Raw genomic sequence first — 16,630 nt, forward strand, 5'->3', positions numbered from 1 at the left:
TAAAGTCCAACTGGCGCGTCTAAAACTGAATTTGCTTATTAAGTTAGCATAACTACAATTTTTAGTCAAGAAATATATGAGAAGAATTTGTTGGGATTATTTTATGACACTCAACTTCCCAATTTCTTGGACAAGCATATCCGCTTGCACTGCAGAAATACGATAGATATAAACACCTGATGCGACAGGCGCGCCGCTGCGGGTTGCAAGCGACCATTCAAACTTTCCTTGTGCGCCTGCATTCTCGTGCGTTTCACTATAAACAAGAGCACCTGTCGGTGCGAAAATCTCAAGGTTGATGTTATCCGCAACCTGTGAAGCAGAAAGCCGGTAGGCGAACGTCATCACTGTATCACCCGCACGGAACGGATTTGGATACACCCGCGTATCCTCAAAGGCGAAATCCCCCGCCTGAAGCTGCTCTATGCGCAATCTGTAAGAATCAACACTGCTGAATCCACCGTCGGATTCCACGACAAGGTAAAATATCCCTGTCCTATTGGGCTGGTAAATAATTCTCAACCCAGCGATGTCGGTAGCGTTTTCTCCAGTCGCATACACTTCACCCATCTCTGAGTAAAGAGATAAACGATAACCTTTGCCCGGTGGAATGTCAGCCAATGTTACTAAAATAGTGACATCGCGAACTGCCTCCAGTTTGTAAACGTCGCGCGTATCATTCAGATCGAAAAGAAAGGATTCGTAAGTCTGCCCATATTCAATACGGAACGCAGTCGCAAACGTATCGTTTGGTTCATAAGTATCCCCAAACGACACAAGGATTGGAATCGTAAGCCCTTCTGCTCCAATATTCGTAACTGAGATACCGGTAACAGTTCCATCGTTTGCATTACTGTTCGGCACGGTGCCGGGTGTAAAGGCAGTCTGTTCATCGTCAGCAGAGTAAGCGGCACCATCCGTTATCATTTGCACATCTATAAACTCAGCACCGTCTTTTTGAGAGATACCGAGGTGTTCAGGATCCGAGGGATCCTCAAGCCATATCTGTTGGGAAGCATCAAAGGTGCCAAGTGGATACGGGTTCGTTTCGTCAATATGCCAAATCAGAATACCGGACTCAGGCAGATGGGTATCAAAGGTCGCCCCTGACGTTTTGTTCCGATTTTCTATAAGGAAAAATTCTGTCGATTCACCACGAACGGGAGTTGCCGACGAGTGAATATCAATCTTGAAAAGTTTATTTGTTCCGGGGGCAAGTTCAAAGCTGGGGACATCAATTTGTTGGTTTTGTGTAATCTGAACGGGTTGAATCCAACCGAGACGACCGTTTTGAGGTCTCGCATCGAAATCCCATTTGAGGTATCCCATAATATGACTCGGTTCTAAGCCATTTCCGACTCCGAATGCCTCAGGTCCCTGATAGGGTCCGAACTGACTCATCAGCCCCCATTTATGGTCCCGTGCGTCTGTAAAATCGAATCCATAGACATCAGGCGCGCCGAAATCATGAAAAAACTCATGGAAATAGATTCCCAAGTGTGGGTGCTCAAAATCAGGTTCTTCAGCCACAATAGCAGCCGTATTGACGCGAACGCCATCATGAACAGCATTAACGGAAGGTATTAGAAGAGACGCAATGTCATCAATAACGCCCGTGGAAGCCTGGTCGTTGCCTGAATGAATAACGAAAACATGGTCTACAACACCGTCTGCGTCTCGATCATATTTTGAAAAATCGACACTTGCATCTACTGCTTCACACGCTTCGCGAACTAACTCCCGGTAACGTTCAAGGATTCTACTACCTTCGCCGTAATAGGTCATCGGCTTTTTGGCACGGATCCACGCGTTACCAGCCGGAATAACGCCGCCCATTGGACCGGGTTGGACATCCATCTGCCCGTAAGAATTTTCACGATAATAGGTTTTGAGAGAAACGCCTTCTGTCGCAAAGAGGTATCTATCAAATTCTGCGCCCTTTCTACGTCCCGGCATGTCAACAAAATCTATTTTCAAAGCGAGGACATATTCTATGCCGTCGGACTGCAAAACCCCTTGCTCTTTGACAAGACAACACCCGTCTAACGCTTCGAGAAACTTTGCTCTACTTTGAGGTGCTTTGGGGACCAATTCACCGCTTGCTGAGTCTTGATTAAAAAATAGATAGGGATTTGGGGGTGCCGTGATACCTAATGAAGAAAAAAGAAGAATAAGGATAGAGACGCAGCAGGTAGCTAAAAAGTGCTTAATCAAACTCGCCTCCGCACTTCCGGCACAGGATGTAGAATTGAATATCATCGGATTGGGCGTGTTGTATCATGAGATCGACTGCCTGTTGCGGCAGATCCGCTTCACATTTGGGACATTTGTAGATCGAACCTTCTGTTTCCGGGAATCGGGTAATATCCCCCCAAATATCCTGAAGCCAGTATTTGAATTCCCAAGGTATTTCGGTGTTGACAGCGGTCGCGATCTGAACAGCATGGCGGATTAGTTTTTGGCATTTGCGAATAGAAACAGGTTCATAGAGGTTCGGGGAATACTTAAGTGGAAGCTGTTTTCCCTCTGTCTCAGTTTGCGGGTTGAAATCTCGTGCGCGGGTCAGTAAGATTTGGTCTAAGAGTGCCCCTTCTTCCCTTCCTTTCGACCAAAGACGATAGTAGCCTGTCCGTTTAATATGAAAAAAAGCAGGGGGGTCGTTCGGTTTGTTACCGGTTGTGTCGTCTGATGCCGTATCCCACAGCCAACGTCCCCACTTGGAGGTATCATTAGGTTCAACCCAAATTTTCATGGCACCTGGTCCCCCTGCTCTATCCCACGGTTTTGCGAGTGCCTCATCCATACCGATCCAATAAGAGTCTTTGCTATATTCAAAGAAGGCACGTGCCCAGAGGTACCACTTGCCGGTTTTAGGCATATAAATTTCGTGTATTGCTCTTGTCCCTTCCTTGCTGTCAATAGCTTTTCCGCGAGAGGCTTCGCCATGGTCAACTACTCTCACACCCCTATCAAGATGGACAGCAGTATCTGCCTCAATAACAAGCGTATCCTTGGGTAGACGAGCGAGTTCTTTATCTCCGTCTGGCTCGCCCGGTTCTGTGGATTCCATGAGATTATAGTTTTTCGCAATCCTTTGGGAAACCTTCTCGAACTGTTTTTCAGAAAGATTTGCATCAAAAAAACAATCTCGGATGCCCTTCTTCCAGAGATCCAGCAGTAGGAACATCGCTTTCAGGTTACCATCTGGCCGTCTCCGAGTACCAACCACGATTAACATACCGGTGTCGTTAGAACGGCTGATTAAACACCGATGTAATGGAAAATCAGGGGCTTTGTGGGTTCTACTTGAGACAATAAGGGGTGAGTAATATTGGCACCTGTCGTCACACCCGGGGATCTTAGCGCGTTTGGCTCTACAGCATTCCGGGCAGATTAGCGTGCCATTAAGTGCTGGACAGACGCGTTTGCCTTTGTCAGAACGACACGTTCGACAACGCTGGCTTCTGCGCCGTTTTGCTGATGTTTGCCGTGTCTGACGTCGCATGTTTTCCCCTGAAGAATTGGTGCGGTTGAGAACGCGCACAAGAATTCAATCAAATACTCACACTATTAAGATAGGTATGCAATCAACTCGGACGATTGACAAGATCTGCGAGATATTCAGCAATCTTGTCTGTAATCTGTTGTGCATCCACATCCGCAAAGTTAAACAATTCCTTAAGCATTGGAGAGATGGCACCGGTATCAAGCAAGGCATTCGCGAGTCTCCCCATATTGCTCCGGTTGATACCGCCTTGTCCATCACTACCCATATCCAGAATTTTGATGCTATCAATTTTCTCAACGGGCTTCATCAACTGCTCAATAATATCATCGGCATCATTAATGAGTTCTAAGATCGCCTCTTGGACAAGGACGCGTTGTTCAGCAACATTCCGCGCTTCATATTCTGCCATTTCACCCTGTGCTTTTGCACGGGCTTCGGCAAGTACCGCGTCAGCGAGACGTTCAATAGGTTGTGCCTGTGCTTCTGCACCGATGACTGCCACTTCACGCTGCCATTCTGCCGACATCACCTCTTCCGTGGCTGTCACATTCACCTCGGCACCCATACGCTCGGCTTCCGCAACCAATTGTTCCTTCTCAGCGAGTGCAGTCACCTGCTGTTTATTAGCGACATCAATCTTTCGGTCTTCATCGCTTAAGGCAACACGCAATTCTTGATTGATACGGGACTGCTCCACATTCAGCATCTTGGCAATCTCAGCGAGTTCGACTTGCCGCATCTGGTCAATCTGTGCGGTTTCGACAACGAGGTTCTTTTCTATCTCACGTTGTTGGACCTGTTGTTCTTGAGCGAAACGCGTTGTCTGTACCACTAACTCACGTTCAATGTCTCGTAAGGATACACCCTCTTCTTGGGCTATCTTTGCTTTCTCTACCATGAGTTCTTTTTCAATCTCGCGGGTCTCAACCTGTTGCTCCTGGGCGATTCGGGTTATTTCTACTGCTAATGTTTTGGCAATTTCGGCGAGTTCGACTTGTCGCATCTGGTCAATTTGTGCGGTTTCAACGACGAGGTTCTTTTCTATCTCACGCTGTTGGACCTGTTGTTCCATAGCAAGCTGTACCGTCTGGACTGTCAAATCACGCTCAATGCTACGTAAAGATACACCCTCTTCTTGGGCTATCCTTGCTTTCTCTACTATTAATGCTTTCTCTATTTCGCGAACTTCAACGGTCTGTTCCTGTTCAATCCGCTGCATTTGGACAACGAGATGCTGCTCAATTTCAGCAAGCTGCACAACCTTGGATTGTTCAATCTGTTGTGTCTCCACGATGAGGTTCTTCTCAATCTCACGTTCAGCGACAATCTGTTCTTGTTGCACGCGAGCGACCTCAACGTCACGGTTCATCTCAATTTCACGTTCCTGGACGACCTGTTCCTGCGTGATACGTGCGCGCTCAACCTCTTGCTTCATCTCATATTCACGTTCTTGCACACCTTGTTCCATTTCAAATTGGAACTTGAGTGTCTCTGCTTCTCGTTCAGCGGCATAGATAGCGATATTCTTTTGCTGGTCGGATTCTGCCCACGCCTGCTCCTGTTCTGCTTCAAGCTTCTCTATACGGGCAGCAACTTCGATTTGAACGACAGCGACTTCTTTCCGTTCTTCTATGTCTACCTTTTCTCGATATTGATCAGCAGTGATTTCGGTAATTTTACGAATACCGACAGCGTCAAATCGGTTTTCAGCATCAAGTGTTTCGACGGGGGTTTGATCTACTCGAATGATCGAGACGGTCTCAAGGGTCAAACCGTTTTGCGTCTCCAAATCCTCACCGCATGCCGCTTGCACTTTGTCGGCAAATTCCTGACGTTTCTGGAGGAGATCCTGAATCTCACTTTCAGCTGCAACACTTCGCAATGCCCCTTCAAGTTTTGGTTCAATTAATTCTCGCACTGTCTCCGGTGTCATAGATTTATCACCGAGTGCTTGTGCAGCGCGCAAAATATCGTTTTCCTCAGGCTCGACTTTAAGGTAGAAAACGACTTCAACATCACCGCGGTTAAAGTCGTAGGTAATTAAAGCCTCTGTTCCCTCTCGAATAACCTCAATTCGCATGGTGTTGAGGGAAATCTCTTTGATTTCATGGATAATGGTGTTAACCCAAAGCCCGCCGGTGATACGGATTTTTTCTTTTGCACCACCAGTCCGTACCAACGCGATATCGGCTTTCGGTATCCGGTAGCGAATGACTATAGCGGCAAAGGTCACCAAACTTGCAAGCAGTACGACGAGGATAGCTGCCAACCATCGTATTATTTCGTTTTGTCCAAACTGATCGAGGTTATCGTAGGCAAACCAGCCAACAGCGATTGCTACAGCGATCAAGAAAACGATAACGGCAATGAAACGCATTCAATTCTCCTTTTTAGTTGTCAGTTATTAGTTATCAGTTTTAACCATCAACTCGTGCTTTCGCAAAAGTATCTGTAGACGAGTTGATGGTTAAAGTCACCCGTTTGTGAAGGACATAACACTTGCCCTGCACACGTTTAACCGAAAACTGAAAACCTAAGACTGATAACTATTCCCTACCGGAAAATCGTTTCGCTGCTGAGGTGCGTCCGGTAACGCCCCTTGAGCGGTTGACGTGGAGAAGTCTGCCACGCGAGGTTTGCTAAGTAACAGAGAGCGTTCTCAATGAGAGGTCTTGCTATCGTGGTCCGATGTGCATCACGGGTATCAACCGCAAAAGCGACGTAATAGCCGTCTCCCCATTGCAACTGGACACTGACAGCATCTCCATTATCCTCTCTAACTGCCAATTTTCGGTAACTTCCGTCATTCGTTACCCAGTGGTCGTCGGTTACAAGAGCGTCTACATTCACCTTATGGGGCCAGGTAAACATGCCTGTTTTCTGCCCATCATCAGTAATTCGTACATTTACATCATTGGAATTAATTACGCGGATTGGATGGCGCTCAACCGGGAGCCAGTCACCCCGCCATTGGGGTTCGGTCGTGTGTACACCATCGGGTCGGACAATATTGTTGTCCATCGCCGAAGCCCAGACGATTCCTCCCTTGCGAACAAAATCTTGAATTGCATCATCCGCGTCTTCAACGAAATATTCACCGTCATGTCCTGTTGCGAACCAAGTGAACCAGATGATGTCATACTCTGAAAGCGTAATACTTGAGAGTTTGATCGCATTGTTGGGATCACCCCGGTTGTCGGGATTGTCATTGACATGCACGGTCGTGAATTGGAATTCTAACCCCTCAAGCGTAGTGAGTGATTCCAATATTGCTGGCTCGCCCGTCATATTATCGCCAACAACAATTAGCACTCTGAATACGCCTAATGGCACAATCTTAATAGAAGAAATAATATCTGAAAATGATTGCGAATGAGGGAGTGATCTGAGATTCCGATGTGCCACGCGAAATTCTTGCGAGCTTAAAGTTATATTCAGCCGCCGTCCTTCAAAATTCACATGCTCATAGAAAATAACATGACATCCACTGAACGGGAAACTGGGTCCCCGCTGGATACGAATCGACGAAACCGTATCGTTCATACCAACATCAAACATTGAACTGACATCGCGCATGACAACGCTCCGCTGTCCGTTATAATCTACGTCGCGAAATACTTCGATGATGACCGGTACCGCCCCATACTCCGGTGGTGTCGGATGTGCTGATGGACTAAAACTAATAGCCGTGATCGCATCCCCGAAGTTATAGGGGATGTCGTGAATATTTGGATAGAACCCAGGGGCAAGTACGAGCTGGCGCCCCCTATAGTTCTCATGTTCGTGAAAAATGGCTTTGTAGTTCGGTGACGCGTTGAACCCCGGTCCCTTGTAGATCTTAATGGAAGAGATAATATCTTGTGCGCCAATCTCTCCGGTGTTTGGGATCGATTCAACCAGCGTAACCTTACGTCCATGAAAATTTACGTGTTCAAAGACTTCAACGACCAGCCTCGGCATATTGGTCATAACCCGCTCCTTGTTTTCAGGCGTAACCCGCAAACGCGATTGCGAGTTAAAATTAAAATACCATTCGCAGAGGCAGTTTGTCAAGGAAAAACGTTAAGAACTTCCCACGAGTCGTCTCTACTTCTTAATTGTAAACTTTTTTATATATTTCAGGTATAATGAAATACATAGTTAATGAGAGACTTTACTGCCGAATCCAAATATCCTTTTCACATTATAACTGAAATTCTGCTGAATGTCAAGGTGTGTTAATTTTCTTGATTCTCCGAAAAGAATATGATAAAGTATGCACAGGGACTTAGAAAGAACTCTTTGCCAATGCAAGATAGAGGTGCCGCGATGTCTTACAAAAGAGTACTTCTGATTATTTTAATTACCGGTATCAGCAGCGCGTTAGTCTATTTTCTCGTCCAAATGGAACAGGCGACAAAGAAAAAGACTGCAGAATCACGTCCAATCGCGCTTCCCTATAATTGGGTTGGGAGTATCACGAAGAAACAGATAGCAGAACCCTCCGGTATCACTTACCATCCGACTCGGCGGACGTTGTTCCTCGCTGATGATGCCGGTATTATCCACGAACTGAGCCTAAATGGAAGGCTTATTCAATCAAAAGGACTGAATGAGCGGGACATCGAAGGGATTACCATGGACCCAAGCACGGGTTTGCTGTATGCCGCGGTGGAAGACGATGAAGCAATCCTTGAACTTGATCCCAAAAACCTTACGATTCAAAGAGAATTCAGAATCGGCAGGAATTTTGAAGGGGAACTACTCCTGAAGAAAGGAGGCATGGGAATTGAAGCGATCGCTTTCGTGCCGGATGATTCGCATCCAGAGGGGGGTACTTTTTGGGTCGGCAACCAAACCTTTAGTCTCAAAGCGAGAGACGAGCCGTCTGTTGTATGTGAAGTCCTTGTCCCACTCCGGTCCTCAACAGACAGACAGACAACCGCCACTATCGTCCGTGCTCATAAGATGAACTTCATCGACATTTCTGGACTTGCTTACGATGCCCAAGGCGATTTTCTGGTGCTAATCAGTGACACAACAAATCTCTTAGTTGAACTCAAGCCGGAAGGCACCATTTTAAGCCAATACCTCTTGCCCGGGGACGAGCAGGAAGGGATTGTGTTGGATGGACTCGGCTATATGTACATCGCGCAGGAAACTGGGGAAATTATCAAATTAGCGGATCTACGCCTTCGGTAAATAGATAATTTGTGTGATGTCTCATTCACTTTTATTCTTCAATCATCTTCTGCCCCGCGTCTTTCTTTTTATCATCACTTTCAAGACGCAGGACAGTGATTCCCGGCACTAAATCCAATACCAAATTGATGGACGCATACTGTTCTGCTGTGTGCCCACAATCGGCTCGCCATAAGAGCTGCACATTTCCTTCATCATAGAGAACTCCATAGGCGAGTCTCTTGCCCTCAGCATCTTCTAAATGAAAATATCTACGACGTTTGGTATCCATGAATGTTTGTACGTGGACAAAAGCCTTACCAGAAATAACAAGTAGAAGTTACTCAAGACTGACAAAGTCGGCATCTACGCGATGCGGAATTATCCCTGCTGCGTTACCGCGATGGAGCAATTCTCTGACACCAGCTTTACCGTTTTCACCGTAATCAAGTGTATAATTATTGACGTACATCCCGACAAATTTATCGGCGAGATCGGTTTCCATGTCGCGTGCATAAGTCATAGCGTATTCCAGCCCGCGTGATCGGTGGTCGAGTGAGTACTGAATGCTTTGTTTGAGTAATGCTGTTATCTTGCGAATTTTCTCTGTGCCGAGATTGCGACGAATCACATTAGCACCGAGCGGCAATGGCAGCCCTGTTTCTTCATGCCACCATTCCCCCAAATCAATGACTTTGTGAAGCCCTTCGCGTGCGTAAGTCAGCTGCCCCTCATGAATAATAAGTCCTGCGTCCACTTCGTCCTGTTGAACAGCGTCCAATATCTTATCAAAGGGACGGGTCTCTGCCTCAAAATTAGGTTCAAAAAGGCTAAGTGTGAGGTAGGCAGTCGTCATTTTGCCTGGAATGGCGATGCGTTTGCCTGCGAGAGTATCTATCGGTGCTTTGGAGACAACAAGGGGACCGTACCGATCACCAATACTCGCCCCGCACGGCATGAATACATAATCTTTTGCGACATAAGCGTAGGCGTGCACGGAGATCGCTGTAACTTCAAGTTCGGCAGCAAGCGCACGCTGATTTAGGGTTTCAATATCTTCAATAACATGGACGATCTCAAAAGGACCCGTTGGGATTAGATCTTTCGCGAGCGCATAGAACATAAAAGCATCGTCGGAATCTGGACTGTGCCCAATCCGAATTTTTTCTGTCTGTGACATAGTATTCCTTTTCGGTGTTCAGTTTTCTATCAATTTTGATGAAATTTGGCAATCAAGATCACAAACCCATCATTAGAAGAACCGAATGATTCTGATCGGTATCTGATTGCAGTTTTTTTCCAGATGGCGTTATAATGTAAGTATCCGAAATAGATTTAGCCAATTGGAGTAAGTCCAAAACTATGGTGTCTCAAGTAAAACCCACATACCTCTATCTGACCGCCACACCGCAGGGACTCACAGAGTTAGTAAACGCAGAGTGCACTGCCCTAACCGGATCTGCGCCAAATGAACAAGGCATAGCACTTTCGGCAAGGTGCGTTGATGTTGCTCGGGGTGCGTATCTGAAAAGTTGCAGCGAAGTTCTTTTTGAAACGGCGAGTCTTGCTGAACTCTGCGCAAACATCAGAGCCATAGGTTTACACGCCGATGAATTTCGGGTATCAGTCGTGAAAAAACCCCGTAACCTGAAGATAAATTCTATGACACTCGCGCGGGATATCGGCAATGTTATCGATGGCGGTGCGAACCTAAGCCAACCGAAAGTTACCTTTCTCACAGTGGTCACAGCCGAGAAAATGTGGTTTGGGCGACTCCTCTCCGAATCTGATAATATCTGGCTCGCGCACAACCAACGTCCTCATGTAACGTCAAGCTCACTGCCTGCCCGGCTTGCGCGTGTACTCGTCAATTTAGTGGCATCTCCAGGGGATAGCCTGCTCGATCCTTGCTGTGGGACCGGTACGATTGTGATGTCCGCTGCACATAGTGGCATCCACGCGGTGGGTTACGATGTCAACCCGCGCATGATAGGTGCGACAACGAAGAATCTTCAGCATTTTGGACTCTCGGCAGATGTAGCATTAGGTGATGCTACACAAATTCGCGGGCAGTTTGACGCTATTGCGACAGACTTACCCTACGGCATCAATCTCGTTAAAGACAACTCCCAGGAGGAAGATATTTTGTTGAATCTACGGACATGCGCGCCGAAAGCAGCGTTCATCGCCCTTCGAGATCTCAGTAAACTCCTGACCGATTTAGGTTACCAGATTGAAGCTGTCTTACCGGTGCCTAAACTCAGCATCGTGCGGCGTATCTTCATCGTTTCTGTGCCACAATAATGTGGACTTTTGCAGTGTTGGCATCTGTGATAAAGTTTAAAAGAACAACTCGGTAATGCCTTATTACAAATGAAAGCCTGCTATGACCCATCAATAGTCTTCAATGTTTTCATAGAAGTCAGTTTCTGGTAGATACTCGTCCTCATTGAGTTCTTCTTCTTCATGCGCTTCATATTCTTTCCGGTTAAGGAGAGCATCTATTTCATTGGGATTCTCGATCCGAAATTTACAAATCCATCCATCACCTTCTGGGAAACGGTTGATAAGTTCAATATCATCTTCAAGCACATCATTGATTTCATAAATTTCGCCGGATATAGGGGCGTAGATATAGAAATTCCGTCCATCCGATGTCTCAATGCGCCCGATAATCTCGCCCTGTTCATACTCGCCGAGAGTTGGCAATTCTATAAAAATGATATTGCTATAAACCTCCTGAATCCGTTCGGTAATCCCAATGTTACACTCTTTTGAATTGAGAAACTCAATCCATTCGTGCGTTGTTGTATATTTTATCTCAAGATTTTTCATCACGAATTTCCTCCCATTAGACCTGATGGTTCTCTTACGTGACAATTCCAAGACCTTCGAGTTGTGATTGGAAAGGTTCAAGAACATTTTGCCGGATCTGAATCTGGATAATTGGGTCCGGGTCATACTTTATATCTATTACTTTCCCACCTGCACGTTTACACAAATTAACAACAGTCCCAATATCTGGATGATTGACTTTTAAATGTAAGTTTCGATAAAAGATACGGTTTTCTATAGTAGCACTTTGGAGGCATGCTCTTGCACACCGCCCATAGGCGCGAATTAATCCACCAACACCGAGATTAATACCACCGTAATACCGAGTAACAACACAGATAGTATTAGACAAGTCAAAAGCACGAATTGCGGAGAGGATAGGGGGACCGGCGGAGTGAGTGGGTTCCCCCGCATCGGTCGCATACTCACGGAGCGTGTCTCCACTGCCAATACTGTACGCATAACAATAGTGTGAAGCACGTGGGTTCCGCTCTTGCGCTTGACTCAGAAAATCTTTAGCCTGCGCTTGGGTATGTACAGATGCGGCCTCTCCAAAAAATCGAGATTTCTTTACAACATGATGTGTGCAGGCTATCCCTACGACAGTTCTGTATTCGTCAGACATACATCTTTCTAAAAAGTTTGCCCGATTGAAAAGGCGTACACACCTTTCCCTTGCACAATATGGAGGCGTTCTTCTGCGCCGACAGTGGGTATGAGTTGCGGTGTATACGCTGCGTTGAGTGTTATACTTCCGAGTCTAACACCGAGTCCGAAGCATGGACCTTCCGCTTTCCAGAGTCGTTCTTCGGTTTCAAATGAACCGTCTTGTAAGAGAGACACTGATGTGTAACGCTTTTGTGTGTCCCGAAGGTAGCCAACTCTAATACCAATCCAGTGTTGGTACCACACTTCGGCACCTACATTTGTCCGGATACCGTCATGGAAGGGTGGATGTACATCTAAGCCGATGCGCAAAGCCGCGTCCGATATTTCGCGCTGATAGGCAATCCCCGTTACAATTGTGCGCTCCATCATATTTGGAATGGAAGCGTCAGAAAAGGAGAGTCCGTTACTCAAATTCCGAGCGACGATCCCTACCTGAACTGCCTCCCCAATCTGTTGGATAATACCAACATTATAGGCGTATCCGTGTCCAAGGTCCTCGTTCCCGTCAGTGCCGATTACTTTAGAACGCAGCCATTTCGTATCAACCCCAACAATGGTGCCGCCGAATATATTTAACCCGTAACTCAAACCGATAGCAAGATTATTTTCAGGAAAACTGTTGAGTGCCTTACCTTGATAGTCCACTCGGCGGAATGCCCCATCCTGTGCAAACGAGAACCCTAATCCAAGCGTCCCGAATTTGCTCATCGGAAACGTCCAGTTTAAAGTTTCAATCCCGTACGCGTGCTGTTCATATCGACTATAATCCTCATAACTCGCATTGAGGTTCGGTTTCGAGAGCAAGGCAATGGTTCGTGGAAAACGGGTCGCGTGGATAACAAATCGGTTTCCTTCTGTTGTACCGATGCCAGCAGGATTACTCCCAAGGGCATTCGCCCCGCGCGTTAATCCAACGAAACTTCCGCCCATCCCCTGATGTTCAGCACCGAGCAACTGCTTGAGAAAACCGTCTGCTGATGCTCTTGCGTCCACCATTGAGGCAATGCCACTTGAAACAAAAAAGTGGAAGATTAAGTAAAGTAGAAGAGTTGCAACGCAACTTTGGATATATTTCATGTCTCACCTCACACGAAAGGGCTGCCCATAGGACACCGCTTTCTTAGGAATATGAAATTTAGGTATGTGAATGCAAATTTTGATAATCCACTCTAAATTAAGTGGAACAGAGTGTAACCTGTGCTACAGCATAAACATTTGTGTGAGACAGAGAGACAAATATTGAATTAATATTGCGTTCGTGCGCATAACGTTGGACTTCGCCGTGTAAAATAAGTTCCGGTTTGCCAACAGCGTCGGCTCGAATTTCTATATCTTGCCAGCGCATGCCAGTCGTCAAACCTGTGCCAAGTGCCTTGAATGCCGCTTCTTTAGCAGCAAAACGGGCGGCAAGCCGCCAGTATCGGGAGGGAGCCTCCCCACAATATGTGAGTTCCTGCTGCGTGTAGACGCGCTGTTCAAAACGTGCACCCCACCGACGAGACGCGTCTCGAATCCGTTCAACCTCAACAATATCAATGCCGATTCCCTGAATTTTGTGCTGGTGCATCGGTTTATCTGTAGAGTGCATCCGTCATTTGTGCAGCTCGGACATTTTCTTTGACATCATGAACACGCACAATGTCTACACCGTGTGAGATAGCCCAACACACAGTCGCGGTTGTTCCTTCAACGCGCTCGGTTACAGGAAGCTCTAAAATGTTACCAATAAACGATTTTCGTGATGTGCCAATGAGCAAGGGTTTCTGCAACCCTCTGAACTCCTCAAGACGTTTTAGGATCTCAAGATTATGTTCCATCGTTTTGCCAAATCCAATCCCTGGGTCGATAATAATCCGCTCGGCAGCAACGCCTTGTGCTTCGGCAATCTGTATACTTTTCTGAAGGGACATACAAATCTCACCAACAACATCATCGTACTGAGGTGATTGTTGCATTGTGCGCGGTGTCCCTTTAATATGCATCAGGATGAGGCCTGCTTTCATTTCTGCTACGACAGCAGCCATTCCCGTATCGCCGTGCAGTGCAGTGATGTCGTTAATGAGATGTGCCCCAGCTTCCAGAGCACATCGGGCGACCTCTGCTTTATATGTGTCAACGGAAAGCAGGACATCAACAGTGTCAGCAACCGCACGAATGACTGGTAGGATTCGCGCCAACTCTTCATCAATCGACACGGGTGATGCCCCAGGCCGGGAAGACTCACCTCCAATATCAATAAGGGTTGCACCTTCCACCGCCATTAGTTCAGCGTGCGCAACCGCTCGTTCAACATCAAGATAGCACCCGCCATCGGAAAAAGAGTCCGGGGTGACATTCAAGATGCCCATCACATGTGTATGGAGCCCTAAAGTGAGTGTTCTACCACGACAGTTCATACGATTGGCTTCGCAGGGAGCTGTGGACGTGGCCCGAGAATTTCATCAATCTCCTCGGTAACAAGGGTTTCCCGTTCTAATAACGCATCCGCCAGCAACTTCAAACCCTCAAGATTCGTTTCCAAAATATTTCGTGCCTTCTTATAGCACTCCGTTACGATGTCGTGAACCGCTTTGTCAATTTCAATGGCAGTTTTCTCACTATAATCCTGATGGACACTCAATTCTTTGCCGAGGAATACCTGTTCATCGCGTCTACCGTAGGTGAGGGGTCCCATGTGGCTCATACCCCACTGCGTAACCATTCGACGGGCAAGACTTGTGGCTTGCTCAAAATCGTTTTGTGCCCCCGTCGTCTGTTCGCCAAATATAATCTCTTCAGCGACTCTACCACCAAGTGCGAAAATGATATGGGCGAGCAAACGTTTCTTACTCATGTTATGCCGTTCTTCGAGGGGTAGTTTCGCTGTGACACCGAGGGCTCTGCCGCGTGGGACAATGGTACACTTATAGTTCGGATCACTTTCCGGGACGAAGTGTAACATGAGTGCATGCCCAGCTTCATGATAAGCGGTGACCGTTCTTTCTTCATCACTAATGACAAGACTCCGCCGCTCGGGTCCCATAAGCACACGATCCTTCGCTTCATCAAAGCACATCATGTCAATTTCTTCTCTGTCACACCTTGCGGCAAGCAGTGCGGCTTCGTTTGCCATATTCTCAAGGTCGGCACCAGAAAAGCCGGGGGTTGCCTTCGCTAAGATTTCCAAATTAACATTTTCAGCGAGTTTATAGGGTTCTTTTGTATGTACCTTGAGTATTGCTTCCCTGCCACGAACATCTGGAAGGTCTACAACGATCTGTCGGTCAAATCTACCGGGTCGAAGGAGTGCTGGATCCAAAACATCGGGACGGTTCGTCGCCGCGATGAGTATCACACCTTCGGATGCCTCAAACCCCTGCATCTCAACAAGGAGCTGATTTAGGGTTTGCTCGCGTTCATCGTGGCCGCCACCGATACCGGCACCCCGGTGTCTACCGACTGCATCTAATTCATCAATAAAGATGATACAAGGTGCATTCTTCTTACCGGTTTCAAATAGGTCTCGGACACGGGATGCGCCTACGCCGACAAACATTTCGACGAAGTCAGACCCACTGATACTATAAAACGGCACGTCCGCCTCACCTGCGACGGCTTGGGCAAGCATTGTCTTACCGGTCCCTGGAGGTCCCATGAGGAGGACTCCTTTAGGAATTTTACCCCCAAGTCGTTCAAATTTTTTCGGTGCTTTTAGGAATTCAATAACTTCTTCAAGTGCTTCCTTCGCCTCATCGACCCCTGCGACATCTTCAAATGTCACCTTTGTTTGATTCTCAGAATGGAGCCTTGCCCGGCTTTTGCCAAAAGAGAGTGCTCGATTTCCACTCCCTTGCATCTGACGCGACAGGAAAATCATCAAACCTAAAAAAATAAGCAGTGGAACGACAGTTGTCCCGAAGATAAGGAGCCCCTGTGGGAACTTAGATGGCGGTTTCACATTGTAATGAATACCGGACTGATCAAGTTTTGCCTGGATGTCGTAATCATCGATCGCATCGCGGCTTGCTCTAAATTCGCCTTGCCATTTCTGTGGAAGAGGATTTTCTTGCTCCTCAGGTCCTACACTTCGCATAACATCGGCGCGGATATCAGTAAGTACGCTTGCATGAAATTTCCCTTCAATCCATTCCTCATCTAAAACCAGATACCCATCAAATAGATCTGGACCGCGCGTTATATATTGATGAAAATCAGAGGTCGCCAGTTGATACACTGGATCTCTGCGGTTAAATAGTTGGTAGATACCAAGAACAACAAGTCCGGCAACAACTACCCACCAAATAACCATGCTTCTTGTATTTTTATTCACAACCAATTGCCTCTCTGTTAAAATCTAAATCCTGACATAAACGCGATTTCAAAGCCTATTTAAAAGTATAACAAATTTTTTTTCAAATTTCAACTGAATTTAAAAAAACAGGTATTCGCAACCCTCACATTCGGTCGTACAAATTTTTA

13 protein-coding genes and 1 pseudogene are annotated in these 16,630 nt (G+C 46.7%); 2 read left to right on the forward strand and 12 right to left on the reverse strand.

Annotated features, from left to right (window positions below):
* Positions 1-96: 96 nt before the first annotated feature.
* The 4 genes from OXH39_15470 to OXH39_15485 form a co-directional block, all read right to left on the reverse strand.
* Positions 97-2,214: a M6 family metalloprotease domain-containing protein gene (locus tag OXH39_15470; GenBank protein MCY3551860.1), complete on the reverse strand. Its 2,118-nt coding sequence runs from the start codon at positions 2,212-2,214 to the stop codon at positions 97-99.
* Positions 2,207-3,505: a hypothetical protein gene (locus tag OXH39_15475; protein MCY3551861.1), complete on the reverse strand. Its 1,299-nt coding sequence runs from the start codon at positions 3,503-3,505 to the stop codon at positions 2,207-2,209. The genes OXH39_15470 and OXH39_15475 overlap by 8 nt, the downstream gene beginning before the upstream one ends.
* An 82-nt stretch (positions 3,506-3,587) precedes the next feature.
* A complete protein-coding gene (locus OXH39_15480) occupies positions 3,588-5,885 on the reverse strand; it encodes an SPFH domain-containing protein (protein ID MCY3551862.1) in 2,298 nt (765 codons plus the stop codon).
* Positions 5,886-6,061: 176 nt separating this feature from the next.
* A complete protein-coding gene (locus tag OXH39_15485; GenBank protein MCY3551863.1) occupies positions 6,062-7,477 on the reverse strand; it encodes a beta/gamma crystallin-related protein in 1,416 nt (471 codons plus the stop codon).
* 339 nt (positions 7,478-7,816) lie between these two features.
* Between OXH39_15485 and OXH39_15490 the strand changes: the two genes are divergently transcribed.
* Positions 7,817-8,689 carry an SdiA-regulated domain-containing protein gene (locus OXH39_15490; GenBank protein ID MCY3551864.1) on the forward strand — a complete coding sequence of 291 codons (873 nt, stop codon included), beginning with the start codon at positions 7,817-7,819 and terminating at the stop codon, positions 8,687-8,689.
* A gap of 31 nt (positions 8,690-8,720) precedes the next feature.
* Here OXH39_15490 and OXH39_15495 read toward each other — a convergent pair whose 3' ends face one another.
* Entirely contained in the window at positions 8,721-8,960 is a 240-nt protein-coding gene (locus OXH39_15495; protein ID MCY3551865.1) for a hypothetical protein, read from the reverse strand.
* Positions 8,961-9,008: 48 nt separating this feature from the next.
* A complete protein-coding gene (locus tag OXH39_15500; protein ID MCY3551866.1) occupies positions 9,009-9,848 on the reverse strand; it encodes an ABC transporter substrate-binding protein in 840 nt (279 codons plus the stop codon).
* A 182-nt stretch (positions 9,849-10,030) separates the two neighbouring features.
* On the opposite strand from OXH39_15500, the gene OXH39_15505 reads away from it, so the two are divergent.
* Positions 10,031-10,972, forward strand: coding sequence for a DNA methyltransferase (locus tag OXH39_15505; GenBank protein ID MCY3551867.1), 942 nt, complete (start codon positions 10,031-10,033; stop codon positions 10,970-10,972).
* A 90-nt stretch (positions 10,973-11,062) separates the two neighbouring features.
* On the opposite strand, the gene OXH39_15510 is transcribed toward OXH39_15505, so the two are convergent.
* The 6 genes and pseudogenes from OXH39_15510 to ftsH all read right to left on the reverse strand — a co-directional run bounded on the left by OXH39_15510 (position 11,063) and on the right by ftsH (position 16,166).
* Positions 11,063-11,503, reverse strand: coding sequence for a glycine cleavage system protein H (locus OXH39_15510; protein ID MCY3551868.1), 441 nt, complete (start codon positions 11,501-11,503; stop codon positions 11,063-11,065).
* A 34-nt stretch (positions 11,504-11,537) separates the two neighbouring features.
* The gene (locus OXH39_15515; protein MCY3551869.1) at positions 11,538-12,128 is read right to left on the reverse strand and encodes an IMPACT family protein; all 591 of its coding nucleotides are present in this window, start codon (positions 12,126-12,128) and stop codon (positions 11,538-11,540) included.
* Positions 12,129-12,136: 8 nt separating this feature from the next.
* The gene (locus tag OXH39_15520; GenBank protein ID MCY3551870.1) at positions 12,137-13,249 is read right to left on the reverse strand and encodes a hypothetical protein; all 1,113 of its coding nucleotides are present in this window, start codon (positions 13,247-13,249) and stop codon (positions 12,137-12,139) included.
* Positions 13,250-13,346: 97 nt separating this feature from the next.
* Entirely contained in the window at positions 13,347-13,760 is a 414-nt protein-coding gene (gene acpS, locus OXH39_15525; GenBank protein MCY3551871.1) for a holo-ACP synthase, read from the reverse strand.
* Positions 13,744-14,568, reverse strand: a complete 825-nt coding sequence (folP, locus tag OXH39_15530) for a dihydropteroate synthase (GenBank protein ID MCY3551872.1) — start codon at positions 14,566-14,568, stop codon at positions 13,744-13,746. The genes acpS and folP overlap by 17 nt, the downstream gene beginning before the upstream one ends.
* A pseudogene (ftsH, locus tag OXH39_15535) lies at positions 14,565-16,166 on the reverse strand (ATP-dependent zinc metalloprotease FtsH). Before ftsH ends, folP begins: the two are co-directional and overlap by 4 nt.
* Positions 16,167-16,630 lie beyond the last annotated feature (464 nt).

The organism is Candidatus Poribacteria bacterium, assembly GCA_026702755.1.
Taxonomy (GTDB): Bacteria; Poribacteria; WGA-4E; order WGA-4E; family WGA-3G; genus WGA-3G.